This window comes from Luteibacter sp. (genome assembly GCF_009912395.1).
Taxonomy (GTDB): Bacteria; Pseudomonadota; Gammaproteobacteria; order Xanthomonadales; family Rhodanobacteraceae; genus Luteibacter.
On sequence record NZ_WNDO01000002.1, the window covers coordinates 96,779 to 109,605 of the forward strand.

At 63.7% G+C, this 12,827-nt stretch carries 22 protein-coding genes; 2 read left to right on the top strand and 20 right to left on the bottom strand.

What is annotated here, in order from left to right; translation table 11 throughout:
- Positions 1–14: 14 nt before the first annotated feature.
- Positions 15–137 (top strand): hypothetical protein, encoded by a 123-nt coding sequence (locus GAK28_RS02825; RefSeq protein WP_291774816.1) that lies wholly within the window; start codon positions 15–17, stop codon positions 135–137.
- A 285-nt stretch (positions 138–422) separates the two neighbouring features.
- Here the strand turns inward: GAK28_RS02825 and GAK28_RS02830 are convergent, their stop codons facing one another.
- Positions 423–1,070 (bottom strand): TetR/AcrR family transcriptional regulator, encoded by a 648-nt coding sequence (locus tag GAK28_RS02830; RefSeq protein ID WP_291774819.1) that lies wholly within the window; start codon positions 1,068–1,070, stop codon positions 423–425.
- Between the two features lie 53 nt (positions 1,071–1,123).
- On the opposite strand from GAK28_RS02830, the gene GAK28_RS02835 reads away from it, so the two are divergent.
- Positions 1,124–2,089, top strand: coding sequence for an alpha/beta hydrolase (locus GAK28_RS02835; protein WP_291774822.1), 966 nt, complete (start codon positions 1,124–1,126; stop codon positions 2,087–2,089).
- Between the two features lie 554 nt (positions 2,090–2,643).
- On the opposite strand, the gene GAK28_RS02840 is transcribed toward GAK28_RS02835, so the two are convergent.
- From GAK28_RS02840 to GAK28_RS02930, 19 genes are all read right to left on the bottom strand, one after another.
- Positions 2,644–3,882 (bottom strand): DUF3596 domain-containing protein, encoded by a 1,239-nt coding sequence (locus tag GAK28_RS02840; RefSeq protein WP_291774825.1) that lies wholly within the window; start codon positions 3,880–3,882, stop codon positions 2,644–2,646.
- Between the two features lie 137 nt (positions 3,883–4,019).
- Positions 4,020–4,442, bottom strand: coding sequence for a hypothetical protein (locus tag GAK28_RS02845; RefSeq protein ID WP_291774828.1), 423 nt, complete (start codon positions 4,440–4,442; stop codon positions 4,020–4,022).
- Positions 4,439–4,657: a hypothetical protein gene (locus GAK28_RS02850; RefSeq protein ID WP_291774831.1), complete on the bottom strand. Its 219-nt coding sequence runs from the start codon at positions 4,655–4,657 to the stop codon at positions 4,439–4,441. The genes GAK28_RS02845 and GAK28_RS02850 overlap by 4 nt, the downstream gene beginning before the upstream one ends.
- Entirely contained in the window at positions 4,650–5,666 is a 1,017-nt protein-coding gene (locus GAK28_RS02855) for a phage Gp37/Gp68 family protein (protein WP_291774834.1), read from the bottom strand. Before GAK28_RS02855 ends, GAK28_RS02850 begins: the two co-directional genes overlap by 8 nt.
- Positions 5,659–5,931 carry a hypothetical protein gene (locus GAK28_RS02860; protein ID WP_166698797.1) on the bottom strand — a complete coding sequence of 91 codons (273 nt, stop codon included), beginning with the start codon at positions 5,929–5,931 and terminating at the stop codon, positions 5,659–5,661. Before GAK28_RS02860 ends, GAK28_RS02855 begins: the two co-directional genes overlap by 8 nt.
- Positions 5,924–6,298 carry a hypothetical protein gene (locus GAK28_RS02865; protein WP_291774838.1) on the bottom strand — a complete coding sequence of 125 codons (375 nt, stop codon included), beginning with the start codon at positions 6,296–6,298 and terminating at the stop codon, positions 5,924–5,926. Before GAK28_RS02865 ends, GAK28_RS02860 begins: the two co-directional genes overlap by 8 nt.
- Positions 6,298–6,609 carry a hypothetical protein gene (locus GAK28_RS02870; RefSeq protein ID WP_291774841.1) on the bottom strand — a complete coding sequence of 104 codons (312 nt, stop codon included), beginning with the start codon at positions 6,607–6,609 and terminating at the stop codon, positions 6,298–6,300. The genes GAK28_RS02865 and GAK28_RS02870 overlap by 1 nt, the downstream gene beginning before the upstream one ends.
- On the bottom strand, positions 6,602–6,943 hold the full coding sequence (locus GAK28_RS02875; RefSeq protein WP_291774844.1) for a hypothetical protein: 342 nt from the start codon (positions 6,941–6,943) through the stop codon (positions 6,602–6,604). The genes GAK28_RS02870 and GAK28_RS02875 overlap by 8 nt, the downstream gene beginning before the upstream one ends.
- Positions 6,936–8,120 carry a hypothetical protein gene (locus GAK28_RS02880; RefSeq protein WP_291774847.1) on the bottom strand — a complete coding sequence of 395 codons (1,185 nt, stop codon included), beginning with the start codon at positions 8,118–8,120 and terminating at the stop codon, positions 6,936–6,938. Before GAK28_RS02880 ends, GAK28_RS02875 begins: the two co-directional genes overlap by 8 nt.
- A gap of 14 nt (positions 8,121–8,134) precedes the next feature.
- Positions 8,135–8,398: a hypothetical protein gene (locus tag GAK28_RS02885; protein WP_291774850.1), complete on the bottom strand. Its 264-nt coding sequence runs from the start codon at positions 8,396–8,398 to the stop codon at positions 8,135–8,137.
- On the bottom strand, positions 8,395–8,847 hold the full coding sequence (locus tag GAK28_RS02890) for a hypothetical protein (RefSeq protein ID WP_291774852.1): 453 nt from the start codon (positions 8,845–8,847) through the stop codon (positions 8,395–8,397). Before GAK28_RS02890 ends, GAK28_RS02885 begins: the two co-directional genes overlap by 4 nt.
- Complete coding sequence (locus tag GAK28_RS02895; RefSeq protein ID WP_291774855.1) at positions 8,844–9,476, bottom strand: 3'-5' exonuclease; 633 nt, start codon at positions 9,474–9,476, stop codon at positions 8,844–8,846. Before GAK28_RS02895 ends, GAK28_RS02890 begins: the two co-directional genes overlap by 4 nt.
- 15 nt (positions 9,477–9,491) lie before the next feature.
- Positions 9,492–9,908 (bottom strand): hypothetical protein, encoded by a 417-nt coding sequence (locus GAK28_RS02900; RefSeq protein WP_291774858.1) that lies wholly within the window; start codon positions 9,906–9,908, stop codon positions 9,492–9,494.
- A gap of 62 nt (positions 9,909–9,970) precedes the next feature.
- A complete protein-coding gene (locus GAK28_RS02905; protein WP_291774861.1) occupies positions 9,971–10,369 on the bottom strand; it encodes a Gp49 family protein in 399 nt (132 codons plus the stop codon).
- Positions 10,370–10,409: 40 nt separating this feature from the next.
- Positions 10,410–10,772 carry a hypothetical protein gene (locus GAK28_RS02910; RefSeq protein WP_291774864.1) on the bottom strand — a complete coding sequence of 121 codons (363 nt, stop codon included), beginning with the start codon at positions 10,770–10,772 and terminating at the stop codon, positions 10,410–10,412.
- A 41-nt stretch (positions 10,773–10,813) separates the two neighbouring features.
- Positions 10,814–11,044, bottom strand: coding sequence for a hypothetical protein (locus GAK28_RS02915; protein ID WP_291774866.1), 231 nt, complete (start codon positions 11,042–11,044; stop codon positions 10,814–10,816).
- Positions 11,045–11,242: 198 nt separating this feature from the next.
- Positions 11,243–12,046, bottom strand: a complete 804-nt coding sequence (locus tag GAK28_RS02920) for a DUF2303 family protein (RefSeq protein ID WP_291774869.1) — start codon at positions 12,044–12,046, stop codon at positions 11,243–11,245.
- A 38-nt stretch (positions 12,047–12,084) separates the two neighbouring features.
- On the bottom strand, positions 12,085–12,459 hold the full coding sequence (locus GAK28_RS02925; protein WP_291774872.1) for a hypothetical protein: 375 nt from the start codon (positions 12,457–12,459) through the stop codon (positions 12,085–12,087).
- A gap of 19 nt (positions 12,460–12,478) precedes the next feature.
- The gene (locus GAK28_RS02930; protein ID WP_291774875.1) at positions 12,479–12,814 is read right to left on the bottom strand and encodes a winged helix-turn-helix domain-containing protein; all 336 of its coding nucleotides are present in this window, start codon (positions 12,812–12,814) and stop codon (positions 12,479–12,481) included.
- Positions 12,815–12,827: the final 13 nt, after the last annotated feature.

Here is a 12,827-nt window from a genome sequence, read left to right on the forward strand (position 1 = left end):
TGAGGGGGGATGAAATGAGTCGCTTTGGGCGGATATTGGTCACGGGTGCCACGGGCGAGCTGGACCTCTGGTTCCTCGCGGTCAGCCGGTTGAGTCATCCGGTGACTCTCTTCGAGAACATTGGTCAGGTGTTCTGAGCACGTACAATTGGTGGAAGGGGAGTTGTTCGAGCGCTAGGCCCTGAAGACTGCGGTGAATGTAGGCACCGCAGGGCGGCCCCCGGCATCTGCACCGCCTTGGAGCCATCGTCGTGGCCCGCAATTGGAGAGTCCCGGTGATCGTGGGAGTCAGTTGGGGTGGACTGCTTCGCTATGCCGACGGGAGCAACGCGCCATTCCCCAAGCCAGTTGAGCCCTGATTAGAGTGCTGCGAGAGTCCGCCCGGGACGAGGGAAGAACGCTATGTCGGCGCAGCTTTGTCCCTCAATCCGAGGCAAGCGTAGCGCTGAATCGCAGTCCATCGAACAATAGTCCGAGGACCCGCTCGACATAGCCAGCGCCGTCCTCGCCTGTGGTTGTCACCAAGCTACCGATCGCCCGCAGAAGGTCGTACGCAACGATGCCGCTTCTTATTTGACCCGCTGCATATGCTGCATCCAAGAGTCCTCCAAGTGCTGGCTCGAACTTTTCCCGAAAATACTCGGGAAGGCCCTCGAAGGCCGGGTCTCCAGAGTGCAAGGCGGCAGACAAGCCCCTCTTGGTAGCCATGAACACTGCATAGCGTCGGAGCCAAAGCGTCAGAGCATCAGCAGAAGTATGCTTCTGTAACAAAGCAGGGGCCTCTTCGGCACATGCATCGATCTCGCGGCGAAATACAGCTGCGATCAGATCCGCGCGCTTAGGAAAGCGCCTGTAGAGCGTGCCTAAGCCCACTCCCGCCCGTGAGGCAATCTCGCGCACGGGTGCATCGACGCCAGACTCGAGGAAGACATCTTTGGCGGCTTGCAGGAGCGCGTCCTCATTGCGACGGGCATCTGCGCGCAGACCTCGCCCGGAACCGTCTACCTTGCCGTTGTCTTGCCGAATGGTTGTTGCCACGAGTTGGCCTAAAAAGGGTTGTATGTGGATCATTGTTCCGTTTATATTAAACGGATCGATGTTCCACTTTACATGGGAGACCTCTTGTGAACAACCTCATCAACAAGGCTCACGCCTTGCCCGCTCGCGACGCAGTCCAAACCATCTCGATCAGCCCTGTGGTGCTCGCCGCTCCGTCGCGGGGGATGCCGATAGAAATGCGAATCACCCTTCCTGCCGAAGGGCACAACATCCCCGTCATCCTGCTATCCCATGGCGACGGTCCATCACTCTATCTGCCCTCAAAGGATGGATATGGCCCGCTGGTCAATTTCTACGCTGAGCAAGGCTTCGCTGTCATCCAGCCGACGCATGCCAACTCCAAGGTCGCAGGGCTTCCTCGAGATCGTGAGGGAGCACCATTGTTTTGGAGGCATCGCATCGAAGAGATGAAACTGATCCTCGACAACCTGGGTGCCATTGAGCGTGCGACCCCGATCCTTCAGGGGCGATTGGACCATGGGCGTATCGCCGTTGTTGGCCATTCAATGGGAGGGCAGACTGCCGGAATGCTGCTGGGCGCGCGCCTTAGCGATCCCCGCAGATCGAGCGACGTGGATGTCAACCTACTGGAACCGCGCATCAAGGCTGGCGTGCTTCTGGCACCTCCTGGCAACGGCGGAGATGAGTTGAGCGACTTCGCGCGTGAGAATTTTTCTGAGTTGAGCCCGGACTATTCCTATCTGACTACACCAAGTCTGCTGGTAGTTGGCGACGCTGACGTGAACCCCTTCATGACAGTGCGAGGACCCGAGTGGTACACCGCAGCCTTTCGGGAGGGACCCGGCTGCGGCAGCATGCTTACTCTGGTGGGCGGCATGCACGGCTTGGGCGGCATAGCAGGATATGACGCCAAGGAAACAGGCGACGAAGATCCGGATCGACTCGCCACGGTCCAGCGCATGACAGCGGCCTACCTACGCACGGCTCTGTACGAAAACGATGCCTCGTGGACCGAAGCGTGCAACGCATTGACGGGATGCCGAGATATGGCTTTTGTAGAGACCAAATAGAAGAGGTTCTACTTCGATTTTTTTGGGGGGCGGGGGGCACTTTTAGTAAGGCCCGTACTGGGCCACTCCTAAGGATTTTTTTTGTGAACTGCCTCAAGCCCCCGCCTCGGGAACTCACTGCCAGTCGGCTGCAAGGCAGGGGCGTCTTCGTCACCGGGGCATCCAGCGGGATCGGCGAGTCCACAGTCCCGTTGTTCGCACGCGAAGAGGCGACCGTGATTGCAGCCGCTCGGAGAGCCGAGCGCGACCCGTTCAAAGGCTTGGCCCAGAACATACCCGATGTGGGCCGTGCGGAGTCGGGCGGCATCGGCGCGTTCGCCCCGCAGGCTAATCACGAGATAGCGGCGGCCAAGGGAGGCTCGCAGAAAGCCGGGCACGAAAAAGCGGACATGAAGTCCGCTTGGTCGGTGCAGCAGCAAAGGCTTTGGCACGTGATACCTCGCGTGATACCCGAAGGAATCAACCGAGGCCCGGCCATTTTCCCCGATGAACTGGGGAGATGGACCAGATTGGTGGAGGTGGCGGGAGTCGAACCCGCGCACCACGTAAGCGGATCAGCCACTTGCCGCCTGATCCGGCCCATTTCCGGCCCAAACGGTCGCAACCTTCTGCCCTGCATCCGGCGCCACCGACGGTATCCAGCGACCGTACACCTTCACGATCATCGTCCAGTCCTTGTGACCCATCATGCTGGACACCCACACCGGATTCTCGCCAGCGCTCAGTAGCGTCGAGGCGAAGGTGTGGCGCGTCTGGTAGGGGTAGCGGTAGCGAACGCCGGCACGCTTCAGTGCGGGCGTCCAGGCGGTCTTGCGGATGGGGCCGTCGTGCAGCCACGGTTCGCCTGTACGGGGATTGTGGAACACCTCTTCGCCCGCGAGCTGCGTGTGCGCACGCTGAGCCACCAGTGCATCGTAAGCCGGCTGCAGGAGGGTGACGGTGCGGCGCCCGGCGCGGGTCTTCGGACCCTTCACCTTACGGCGGACCTTCGCGCGGCGAATGGTGAGCGTGCGGCCGACCAAGTCGACGTCTTCCCAGCGCAGAGCGATCAGCTCGCTGGTGCGAAGGCCCGTCCAGAACGCGAACTGGAAGAGGTTGCGGATCTGCCCTTCGCATGAGGCGAGGATGGACTTCACCTCATCCGGCGAGAAAGGGTCGATATCGTCGTCCTCCTTCGGAGGCTCGACCTTGCGGGGCGTCCAGTCGCGCAGCGGGTTCCGCTCGATCACCTCGTCCTCGAGCGCCGCGGCGTACATCCCCCGCAGCGGCAGCAGCAGGTTCCGGATCCTCTTCAGCCCGCAGGTCTGATTGGCCACCCACTCCTTCAACATTGCCCGGGTGAGCTCCGTGAGCCGTAGCTCGCCGAACTCCGGGATCCACACGTTCTCGATCGCGAGGCCGTAATCGCGGTGTGTGGAGTGCTCCAGCTGGCTGGCCATGCCGGCATGCCATCGGCGCAAGGCCGAGCCGATATCCTGCGCCGCACCTGGTGACTTGGCCAGGGTGACGGCGCGCGGGCTATCCGGAAAATACTTGGCGTACTCGAATGTGCCGCGGCCGATCTCCGTCAGGATCTCGGCGCGCAGGTGCTCTGCCAGCTTCAGGTTCGCCTTGGTCGGCGGAAGCTTCAATCGCTCCCGGCAGCGGATGCCACGATACGCGAAATCGACGAGGATGCTGCTCTCGCTCTCCTTCCTGACACCGCTCGGCTTGCCGCCGCCAGCGTTTGACCCTCGACCCATTTCCCGTAACCCTCCGGCGATATCAGCACGCGGCCATCCGGTGCCTTGCACCAGACGAGGCCTTGTAGCCACACGCCTTTCTTGATCTTCGCGCGCACGGCCTCCGGTGAGTACCCGGAATCAGCCGAGAATTTCTCTATCGTGACGTAAGGAAGCACTGTTCGTTAACCCTCAACAACCCTCGAACATCAGCCCTCCGTGCGCCGTGTGACCGGCACGTCGATGTCGATTGGGGCCGGTTCGGGCTCCGAATCAGGGAGGTGCGCCATGGCGGCCTCGATATCGCCGGCGGCGAGGCGGAGCCTGTAGTGAGCGAGGACGGTCTTCTTCCACCCGCGGCCAAGCTTCTCATCCGCCGCGTGCTTGCGCTTGTAGTGCACGGTCACCGTGTGGCCGCTGGGCTTCTTGTCGGGGAAGCGCTTTTCCCAGTACGTCAGGCCGTGATACGCGCGGCATGGCTCGCCGATGACCGCTCCGCATTCAGCGCACGCAACGGCAATCACGCAGAGATCCGTGAGCATGTAACGGCCGCGCTCGCTGGGCACCTTCACGAAGGCGAGGTTCCCCACGGCGTGATAGGCGGTGAGGCCAATGTTGAGCGAAGCCGTCATTTCAGAACCACGATGTGGAGGTGCTTCGGTCTTGCGGGTTCCATATGCTCCGAGGACACACGGGTCAGCACGCCACCGCTGTGCCTGACGTCGTAGAGCACCTTGCCCTGGCCGGCGATGACCGTGAACGTGATGGCAGCTACGGTGCCGCGCACGCCGGCCGCGCGCACATCGTCGTTGAGTTGGAAGCGGCTGGGGATGGCTCGCTTACCCATGGCTGCCCACCGGGAATCCGTCGTGGTGCATGCCATCCAGAAGGCGGCCGGCCTTCTTCTTGCCCACGGGCGCCATTTCGGTTTCGCCGTCGTTTGCCGGTTCTGGCACGCGGAAGTCGGGTATGTCGGACATGCCGCTGCGGTAGATGAACATCCTTCCGCTATGGCGACCGTCGTCCGGCGCCCAGGCACCCCACTGCTTGAACAAGAAAGGCACGCCCGCGGCCGCGCATTGATCGCGAAGCGATCGCACCCAGTCCGGATGCATGGGCCTCGCGCCGGGACCGCTCTCACCCCCGACGATTACCCAGTCCAGGCGCGAGGTGTCGCCGTAGCGTAACGCCGTGGCATCCACGACCGGATCGATGCTGTCGTTCCACGAGGGAACTCCCTGGCCGATGCCGCAGGCCTGCTCAAGGTCGACGTGGCCGAGCAGGGGCTCCACGCTGAGGAACCGCACAGCCGCCGGCATCGCCAGCAGCTTTTGAATGTCGCGGTCGGCCTCGACCTGGTTGCATATCGTGGCGCCGAGCCAGACGTTTGCCGGCGGTGTGCCCTTCAGCCACGAGTCGGAAAAATCCCATTCGTCGAAATAGCGTGCGTGCCACCGCCGCTGATCTTCGATCAAGCGCGCAGCGTTGCCGATGCGCTTCGTCAGGATCAGCCAGTCGAGGTTCGGCGTCTTGAGGATGAGTTCGAACAGGTCGCGTCGCCAGAGCGGATCCACTTCGTTGTCGAACACGTCCGCGAGCGAGGCGCAGAACACGCGCCGGCGCCGGCCGTGCTTGGCGAAGAATGCCTCGTGCTCGCGGTTCCAGCGCAAGGGCAGATTCCAGTTCGCCGGCGAGGTACGGCGGCGAGCCTGGCCAGTGCCCCACGTGATGCCCAAGGCGCGAGCCGGCGTGCTGACGGCGGCATAGCAGTGGTCACAGGCGGGCGACACCCGGGTGCAACCGATCCACGGGTTGAACGTGGCATCGGCCCACTCGATGGCGGTGTGGTCAGCCATTCGATTCGTCCTGCGGAACCTCCTGCAGGCCGCGGAACGGGCCGGCCAGCAGCAGGGAGTCCTTGAACCGCTCCGGGTCCAGTTCGTTATCCACGGTCATGCCGTAGACCTTGCCGTTGATGACGACGAGCGGGACCTCGAAATCCGGGTGCTCGGTATCCGTGCCGATGTAGAACCCATCGGTCGCCAGCATGGTGCGCACTTGCGGCTGCACCAGGTCGATCACTTCGGCCTGGCCAATCAGGATCGGGTTGCGCTTATCCATGGGATGCCTCCAAGTTCTTCAAGGTTTTAACTTCGTCGGGATTCTCGTCGCGCCACTGCTGCCAGCTTTCGTGGGTCAGCTTGTGGCGCACCCATTCGGGGACATCGGGAGTGGGATCGAATGGCTTTCGCCGGCTGTAGCATCGCGAGCACAGCTGGGAGCAATCGCGTTTCGCGCCGGCGGGGATCAGGTGCTTTCCGCAGAAGAACAGGCCGCAGCCGTGTTGACCGCCGTATGGGTCACCGCCGCACACGTGGGACAAGCCGCGGTCGATTTCCTCCCCACAACCTGGGTGGTCGCACGTTGCCGGAACGCCGTAGCCGATATCCCGGTTCCAGTTCTCGTCGTAGCCAATAGACCAGCCCATCACTCCATCCCCTCGCTACCTACATCATAAGTATCCGCGGGACGGGCGAGCACAATGCCGGCCGCGGCGAGAAGCCTGCCGCCCGGGCTCGACATCAAGCCCCCAAGGATCGCTGCATCCCTCTTCGCGCGCTCCAGGCGCCGCTCCTTTTCTTCCGGTGGAAGCCGTTTCCACTGCTCGGCAATGAGTTGCTGCTTGCGGGACTCGGCTTCTTCCGCTCGACGGGCAGCCTCGGCTTCCCGCTTCAGGTTTGCCTCGATAGCCTGCGTAATGCGCTGTTCGCGCGTGCCGCGACGCCTGGCCTCACCCATGGGAAGTCTCCAGTGTGAAGCCGATCTTGGTATTTGGATCACCTTCGAAGATGGGAAGAACGGGGACGTTCGCAGACCAGTTCTTGGCCGTCGCTGGGTCGCTCGTCTCGGCGGTGTAGTCCGCCATCCGCCAGCCGATCAGCCGACGGCCATCGCCGTTGGCCTGTTGGGCGGCTTCGATTCGCGACGCATGCTCATCAAGCGCACGCGTCAGCCTATCGACGGATTCAGAGATCGAATAGGAGGCCTGCTGCATGTCCTCGGCGGCCCTCGCCATACAATGGCCAGCGGACTGCACCTGTTCCGCGCCAAGCAGTGTGACGTAGTCAGCCACGGGGCACCTCCGGCGCGGCGGCGGCGAGCTTCAATGCAACCCACCCCAAAGGAAATTTGTTCTCTTGAATGAAAGCGCTTGCCTGCTCGAAAGAGCCAAACACTCTGCGGTCGAACTCGGAAGGCCATAGATAGGCGAGGGTGGGACGTCCGCCATCACCGTGATCCCAAGCGTGCTCTTTGACGACGATCCACCCCTCCGGCACCGCCCCGGCGCTGGGCGAGGCGAGGGCGGCATTGGTCAACCATTCGGCGTCCCATCCCCGATCCAGCATCTCGCGCACGACGAGCGGATCGCATCCTGCGGCGTTGTCCTCGTACTTCCAAGGATCACGACCATGCCTCCGCCAGCGATACGCAACGGCGTTCTTTTCCGTCACCTCGGCAGGCGTGGCGACAGCCGGGCGCGGGGTGGCGATCGCTTCGCGGAGCCCAGCAAGGGCAGAGGACACGCGCTTGTCCGCCTGCTCGATGGTCTCTCTCCATTTCTCGCGCATCGCGTGACTCATGGTCTCGCCGATGCGCGTCAGGTAGTGGCGCATGTCTACGGCGACAAGGCGCAGCTCACGCACCGACGGGTCCATCCAGATGTCCGCCATGTGCTGAACGGCGTGGTCATAACCCTTTTGGAAGTCCGACCGCAACGGCGCGCCATCCCCCACCACCGGGTCTGGCTCGACCATCTTGCGCGCGTCCGCAACATGGTCGGTCCGCACGGACTTGGGGTAGCCGTTTTCTGCGAGTAGAGAATCCCAGCACTGGCGGCACAAGGGCACGCCTTCGATGTCCTCAAGCTCGACGGGTCCGCAGTCCGGGGAACCGCCCTCGCACTTCCGCTCCTGCGCTACCGCCTGCTCGGACTTCGATACGGGGTCGACGAGACGCCAGTTGTCGGCCATCGGCACCGGCTCGTCGTGGAGCGTGTAGAGCTGGTGCCCGCCGTCGGAAACGGCGTCGGCGGCTACGACGTACACGAACTTCACGTGGGCCGGCTCGCCCCTCGGCTGCTCGGCTGGCTGGGAGGCGAAAGGCACAACCTTGTGCGGCTTGCTCTGCGGCCGGTGCATGTCGAACCTTCGCACGTCCAAGGACGGATGGTCCGGTCGGTCATATACGACCTTGCCGTCTTCGTCGCGGCAAACATGGCCGGATTTGTCCACCATCGCGTACAACGTCATCGTCTCTTCCGTTCTCATGCGGGCTGCTCCGAGACGATAGGCAAGGCGTAGAAGTTGATTTCGTTGTTGGCCTCGGTGACGACAACGGCGTGGCCCAGCAGGCGAGCCGTACGGACCCTTGCGAAGGTAACGTCGCTGACGCTGAGCGAGCCGATATGCACGCCGTCCGGGTATTCCGTGACCCATTGCTTCCGCCGGTTGTTCTCCTTCACTTCGAGTTCGTGCACCCGCTGTTGAAGCGCCCTGGCTTCCTTCTGGCTGATCGCGCGGCGCGTCATGTCGGTTGCTCCTGCCCGAAGGTAAGCCGGTCGATTTCGGCGGCGATCAGCGCGCCGGCCTTCTCGAGGTTGCGGACCGGGGTGCTTGGCTTCCACCACCAGGATGTCCACGGCCAGAGTCGGAGGACGTCCGCGGAATCGATGTCGGCCTCGACCGTGGCCAAGGTGTACACGCACGCCGCGCAGGCCAGTTCGCCGGCGCCGTGCTTGCGGTCATGCTGGGTCGACCAACCCTCGGTGAGGATCTGCCTGGTCCGTTCGGCGGCGATGCGCGCGACGCCGCTGGTCGGCTTCGAGGCGGCGTTGCCGTGGTATGCCGCCACCTCTCCCTCGAGCAGTTCCAGGCGCGCCCGCAGGACGCGCAACGCCTGGCCACCGAGCGCGGGCAGCGGACAGGCCTGGTCAGCGATCTGTAAGGCCTCTTCGAGCGTCATCGCCGGCGTATTCATGCGGCGGCCCGGGCCAGCGTCTGGATGGCGAAGTACACGCGGGCGCACGCGTGAGCGTCTTCCAGGGCGCTATGGGCACCCTCGAATGTCTCGCCCAGGAAGTGCTGGTGAGCCTCCTGCATGTTCGGCGGCTTGAACCAGTGGCCCTTTCCGCTGCGGCGCATGGCCTCGGTCGCCGGCAGCTTCATGATCGGCTTCGCGGAATTGCAGGTGCAGTACGCCGGCGCGGCCTTGAAGGCATCGGCGATCACGTCACGGGCTTCCTGCGTGTCGCCTTGGCCGTAGCGCTTGATGCAGATCCGCAGGAGGCGGGCGTCGAAGCTCTCGTTGTGCGCCACGCGCAGATCGGCCATGGCATGCAGGTCGAGGAACCCGGCCAGCGCCTCGGCTTCGGGAATGCCTTCCGCAGCCGCGCGCTCGGTCGTGATGCCGTGGATCGCGGCGACCTCGTCGGGGATGACCCAGCCGTCGGGCTTGATGAGCGTGTGCTGCTTGGCGACCAGCTCGCGGGTGTCGGTGTCGAAGAGCAGGCCGGCCAGTTCCACGATGTGCGGCTGGTGTTCCGATTCGCTGGGCTGTTTCCAGTCCGGTAGGCCGGTGGTTTCGGTGTCGTAGACGAGAACGCGCATGGGTGATCCTTGTGGTTAGAGGTCGGCGACGTTGAAGACGATGCCGCGGCAGTAGGGCTCGCCGTCGTCGGTGATTTCGAACGTCGCGTGGGGGATATCGGTGCGGTAGATCCAGCTGTAGCCGTCGGTGTCCCACACGGCCTCGATGGTCCGCGCAGTGCGGCGGCGGTTCACGAAGTCGGCAATCGCTTCGTCATCGTCCTCGTCGACCTCTTCGCGGCTGAGCGCACCCTTCGAGTCGACATAGGCGATTACCCCTTCCCAGGCACCGACTTCATCGCGATAGGCACCGTCGAACTCCATCAGGTCATCGCTGGCCCCGTAGACGATGACGACGCCTGCGGCCTTGGCGCGGTCGCGCATGCCGGCGGAGAGGCGGAAGGGGTATTCGGCGCCGGTGATGGCTGCCGCGATGGCGTCGCGTTCGGACATGGATGGTTCCTCGAAGGCGTGCCGCACCTGGTGATGCGGCACGCGATTGCTTGATCGGCGGGTTACGACGCGGTGGCGACGCTGGCGCAAAGCTGGTCGCGCAGGCGGAAGCCGAGCAGCGGCCAGATCTTCTCCACTGCGTTCGCGTGCGCGATCTTCCGCCCGATTTCCGCATCGAAGTTCGCGGGGCTGGCGCAGGCCGATTCGCCGGTGACCGTGAAGCCGTTGCGCAACTCGAGCACGCAGAAGGTCAACAAGCCGAGGGATGCCGGCGGCTGGTGCGTGTCGGAGTCGATGATGCCGCCGTTGTGCAGAGCCTTCTCTTCGTTCGCCTTCAGGAAGCCCTGGGCGGCGGTGAAGTAGTGCTCGCTGACGATCTCTGCCTCGATATCATCCGGCGTCACACGCGGCGCGTTCAGGCCCTTGGCCTGGATCTGTTCTTCGATCTGTTCGTCGTTCACGGGTATTCCTTAGTGGGTGGGGATGCCGGCCTTTCGGCCGTCAAAGGGGAAGGTCGAAACCCTCGATACGCGCGTTGAGCACGGCCGCGTACGCGCGCATGTGCGTCAGCTGCTCGCGCAGGAGAGACTGGTCGCCGGAGTCGATCTCGGCGAAGCGGCTGGTGTTGGTGAAGGAGTCCAGCTTCGCGATCTTGTCGTTGAGCTCGGCACGCTCGCCGATGACGCGCTGCTGGTAGTCGGGCAAGTGGGAAACGTTGCCGATCGGGAGATACGCCGCCTCGAACGCGGCCGTGGGCGACCAGCTGGTGTAGCCGTCGGCGTACTTGACGCCGTACCCCGATTGACCGTCCTTCTCCTGCGACCAGGCGAGAACAATCTTCGTGCCGATGTAGTTCTGGGTCATGGGAATCCTCTGTGGGAAATACTGGTTACGCGAATGCGTGGTTACGGCTTTTCGAGAGGCTCGAGTTTCCCGAGGCATCCGAAGCCGTCGGACGGCTGGATGCCATCGCGATGGCATTCGTGGTCGTTCTTGATGGCCTTGGGCAGTTCGTCATTGGCGAGGTAGGCAACGGCCTGACCGACGGCATGTGCGTGCCCGCCCGACATCGCGGAGAAGACCTTCGTGCGGGCCGAGCCGAAGCTACCCTGGAAGGTGATGGTGATCTGACCCATGGCGCAGTCCTAAATAAGGTTGATGGATTGCCGGTTACTCTCGTCCGGAGCTGGCGGCTCTCGTTTGGCCAGCAGGTGAGCGCCTTTCCGCACTGTCCGCCGGCTGCTTGGCGCCGGCCCCGTGCCACCACATGCCGCGCGCAGGGACCGGGTGGCTGGTCACCCTGCGCGCCTCCCTCGCGGGAGCTACGGGATGCGTTACTGAAGCGGGTTGAAGGAACCCAGCACCAGGGAGGCAGCGTTGGCGATGCGGTCTTCGAGCACCTTCTGGAATTCCTTGGCGATCGCTTCCTTCGCGCTGTCGAGGCCGATAGGGCGGAGGACGATCAGGGGCTTGTCGCCGGCGGTCAACACCGACAGCCGCAACGTGAAAGAGCGCTGCGCCAGACCGTCATAGGTGACGGCCGTGAAGCCGATCGCGTACGGGATGCCGTCTTCGGCGGATGCCTCGATGTCTTCGACAGACGAGCGCCGGGCGCCGAAATCCTTCTCCTGATGGTTGGATTCCGAAGTGGCCTTGATCGAGATGTTGCGGATGGCGCCGATGGCCTTCGCGGGCTTGATGGCCTGCATGTCCTTGTCCAGGGCAACGACATACGCGCCCCAGTCCTCGAGCCACTCGACGATGGCCTTCTGGTCGAGCTTCTTGCCCTCGATGTTGAGCAGGGCAGCATATTCAGCGGTCGGCGACAGGGTCAGCGTGGCCCGCCAGTCGCCGTGGCCCGGCTCTTCCGGCGAGCCGAGGTTGAAGTAGATGCTGGCGCGCATCGTATCGATGTCGACGAAACCCTCGCCGCCGGGGTGTGCCTTCGCGTAGGTGGCAAAGGCGTCGATGGAGTTCGTGGAGTAGAGGCCACGAAAGCGCGAGCGGCCCTGCTGCAGGTGCTCGATGGAGATGATCTTGCCGTCGTGAAAGAGGGCGGGAGTCGGCGTGCCGAGGTTGTGAGGCTGTTCGGCCTTCACGGCGGTCGACTGGATGGTTTCGATGGCGGACGAGTCCATGTAGGTTCCTTGCTGCTCGGGTGTCGGTGGGTGGTGGGTCAGTGCGCGGCCGTCGAGCCCGTGGCCGGCGCGCCGTCACGGTTGAACATCTCGCCCTGCTGCTCGGGATAGAGCGTCAGCTTTCCGCCCTTGCTGACGTGGAGCGGTGTGTCGGAGGCGGTTTCCTCGACGATCCGGCCGCGAGTCGTCGGGACGAGGAACTTCAGCGCGTGGGTCATCGCGACCTGGTTGGAGTCACCGATCTGCTTGAAGGTGAGCTTGATGGTCAGTTCACCCTTCTTGCCGTGGGTGACGACGTTCGCCGCGACATCGCTGATGGCGGCATTCACCTGCTGCTCGAAGGTGCCGGCGTTGAGGTCGCCCAGCAGGGCGGAAAAATCGGTGCGGTTGGGGGACGGCTTCGCGGAGTTCATGACGGGGTCCTCGTGGTGGTCAGGTTGGAAACCAGGTGGTGGCCAGGCGTCCGGTGATGGAGCAGGTACGGGGCTCGTCCTTGCGTACCGAGCCGGCGGTGACACATTCCGGAAGGCGGCGGGCGAGCATGTAGCGGTCCAGGTTCGTCCTCATCGCGAGTTCGAAGCTGGTCATCCCGGGGAAGGCGCGAACCGCCGCGATCGCCTGGGCCTGTTGCTGTCCACGCTTGCCGCTCGCGGTGATCTGGTCAGCGGCAAGATGGGATGTCTTTGGGTCAGTCCGTCGTGCCGCCGGCGTCTCCACCTGCCGAGGGCGCGGCGGTGCGAAATCGAGCGCGAGTTGGGCGGCGGCCACGACTGAGCCCACC

Excerpts from the sequence above, each read along its gene's own strand:
- GAK28_RS02885 (WP_291774850.1), bottom strand. The coding sequence starts at position 8,398 with ATGACGCGCCGCGCGATCAGCCAGAAGGAAGCCAGGGCGCTTCAACAG.
- GAK28_RS02920 (WP_291774869.1), bottom strand. The coding sequence starts at position 12,046 with ATGGACTCGTCCGCCATCGAAACCATCCAGTCGACCGCCGTGAAGGCC.
- GAK28_RS02925 (WP_291774872.1), bottom strand. The coding sequence starts at position 12,459 with ATGAACTCCGCGAAGCCGTCCCCCAACCGCACCGATTTTTCCGCCCTG.
- GAK28_RS02880 (WP_291774847.1), bottom strand. The coding sequence starts at position 8,120 with ATGACGTTGTACGCGATGGTGGACAAATCCGGCCATGTTTGCCGCGAC.
- GAK28_RS02895 (WP_291774855.1), bottom strand. The coding sequence starts at position 9,476 with ATGCGCGTTCTCGTCTACGACACCGAAACCACCGGCCTACCGGACTGG.
- GAK28_RS02915 (WP_291774866.1), bottom strand. The coding sequence starts at position 11,044 with ATGGGTCAGATCACCATCACCTTCCAGGGTAGCTTCGGCTCGGCCCGC.
- GAK28_RS02910 (WP_291774864.1), bottom strand. The coding sequence starts at position 10,772 with ATGACCCAGAACTACATCGGCACGAAGATTGTTCTCGCCTGGTCGCAG.
- GAK28_RS02900 (WP_291774858.1), bottom strand. The coding sequence starts at position 9,908 with ATGTCCGAACGCGACGCCATCGCGGCAGCCATCACCGGCGCCGAATAC.
- GAK28_RS02860 (WP_166698797.1), bottom strand. The coding sequence starts at position 5,931 with ATGGATAAGCGCAACCCGATCCTGATTGGCCAGGCCGAAGTGATCGAC.
- GAK28_RS02850 (WP_291774831.1), bottom strand. The coding sequence starts at position 4,657 with ATGGGTAAGCGAGCCATCCCCAGCCGCTTCCAACTCAACGACGATGTG.
- GAK28_RS02845 (WP_291774828.1), bottom strand. The coding sequence starts at position 4,442 with ATGACGGCTTCGCTCAACATTGGCCTCACCGCCTATCACGCCGTGGGG.
- GAK28_RS02865 (WP_291774838.1), bottom strand. The coding sequence starts at position 6,298 with ATGGGCTGGTCTATTGGCTACGACGAGAACTGGAACCGGGATATCGGC.
- GAK28_RS02830 (WP_291774819.1), bottom strand. The coding sequence starts at position 1,070 with ATGATCCACATACAACCCTTTTTAGGCCAACTCGTGGCAACAACCATT.
- GAK28_RS02890 (WP_291774852.1), bottom strand. The coding sequence starts at position 8,847 with ATGAATACGCCGGCGATGACGCTCGAAGAGGCCTTACAGATCGCTGAC.
- GAK28_RS02855 (WP_291774834.1), bottom strand. The coding sequence starts at position 5,666 with ATGGCTGACCACACCGCCATCGAGTGGGCCGATGCCACGTTCAACCCG.
- GAK28_RS02870 (WP_291774841.1), bottom strand. The coding sequence starts at position 6,609 with ATGGGTGAGGCCAGGCGTCGCGGCACGCGCGAACAGCGCATTACGCAG.
- GAK28_RS02825 (WP_291774816.1), top strand. The coding sequence starts at position 15 with ATGAGTCGCTTTGGGCGGATATTGGTCACGGGTGCCACGGGCGAGCTG.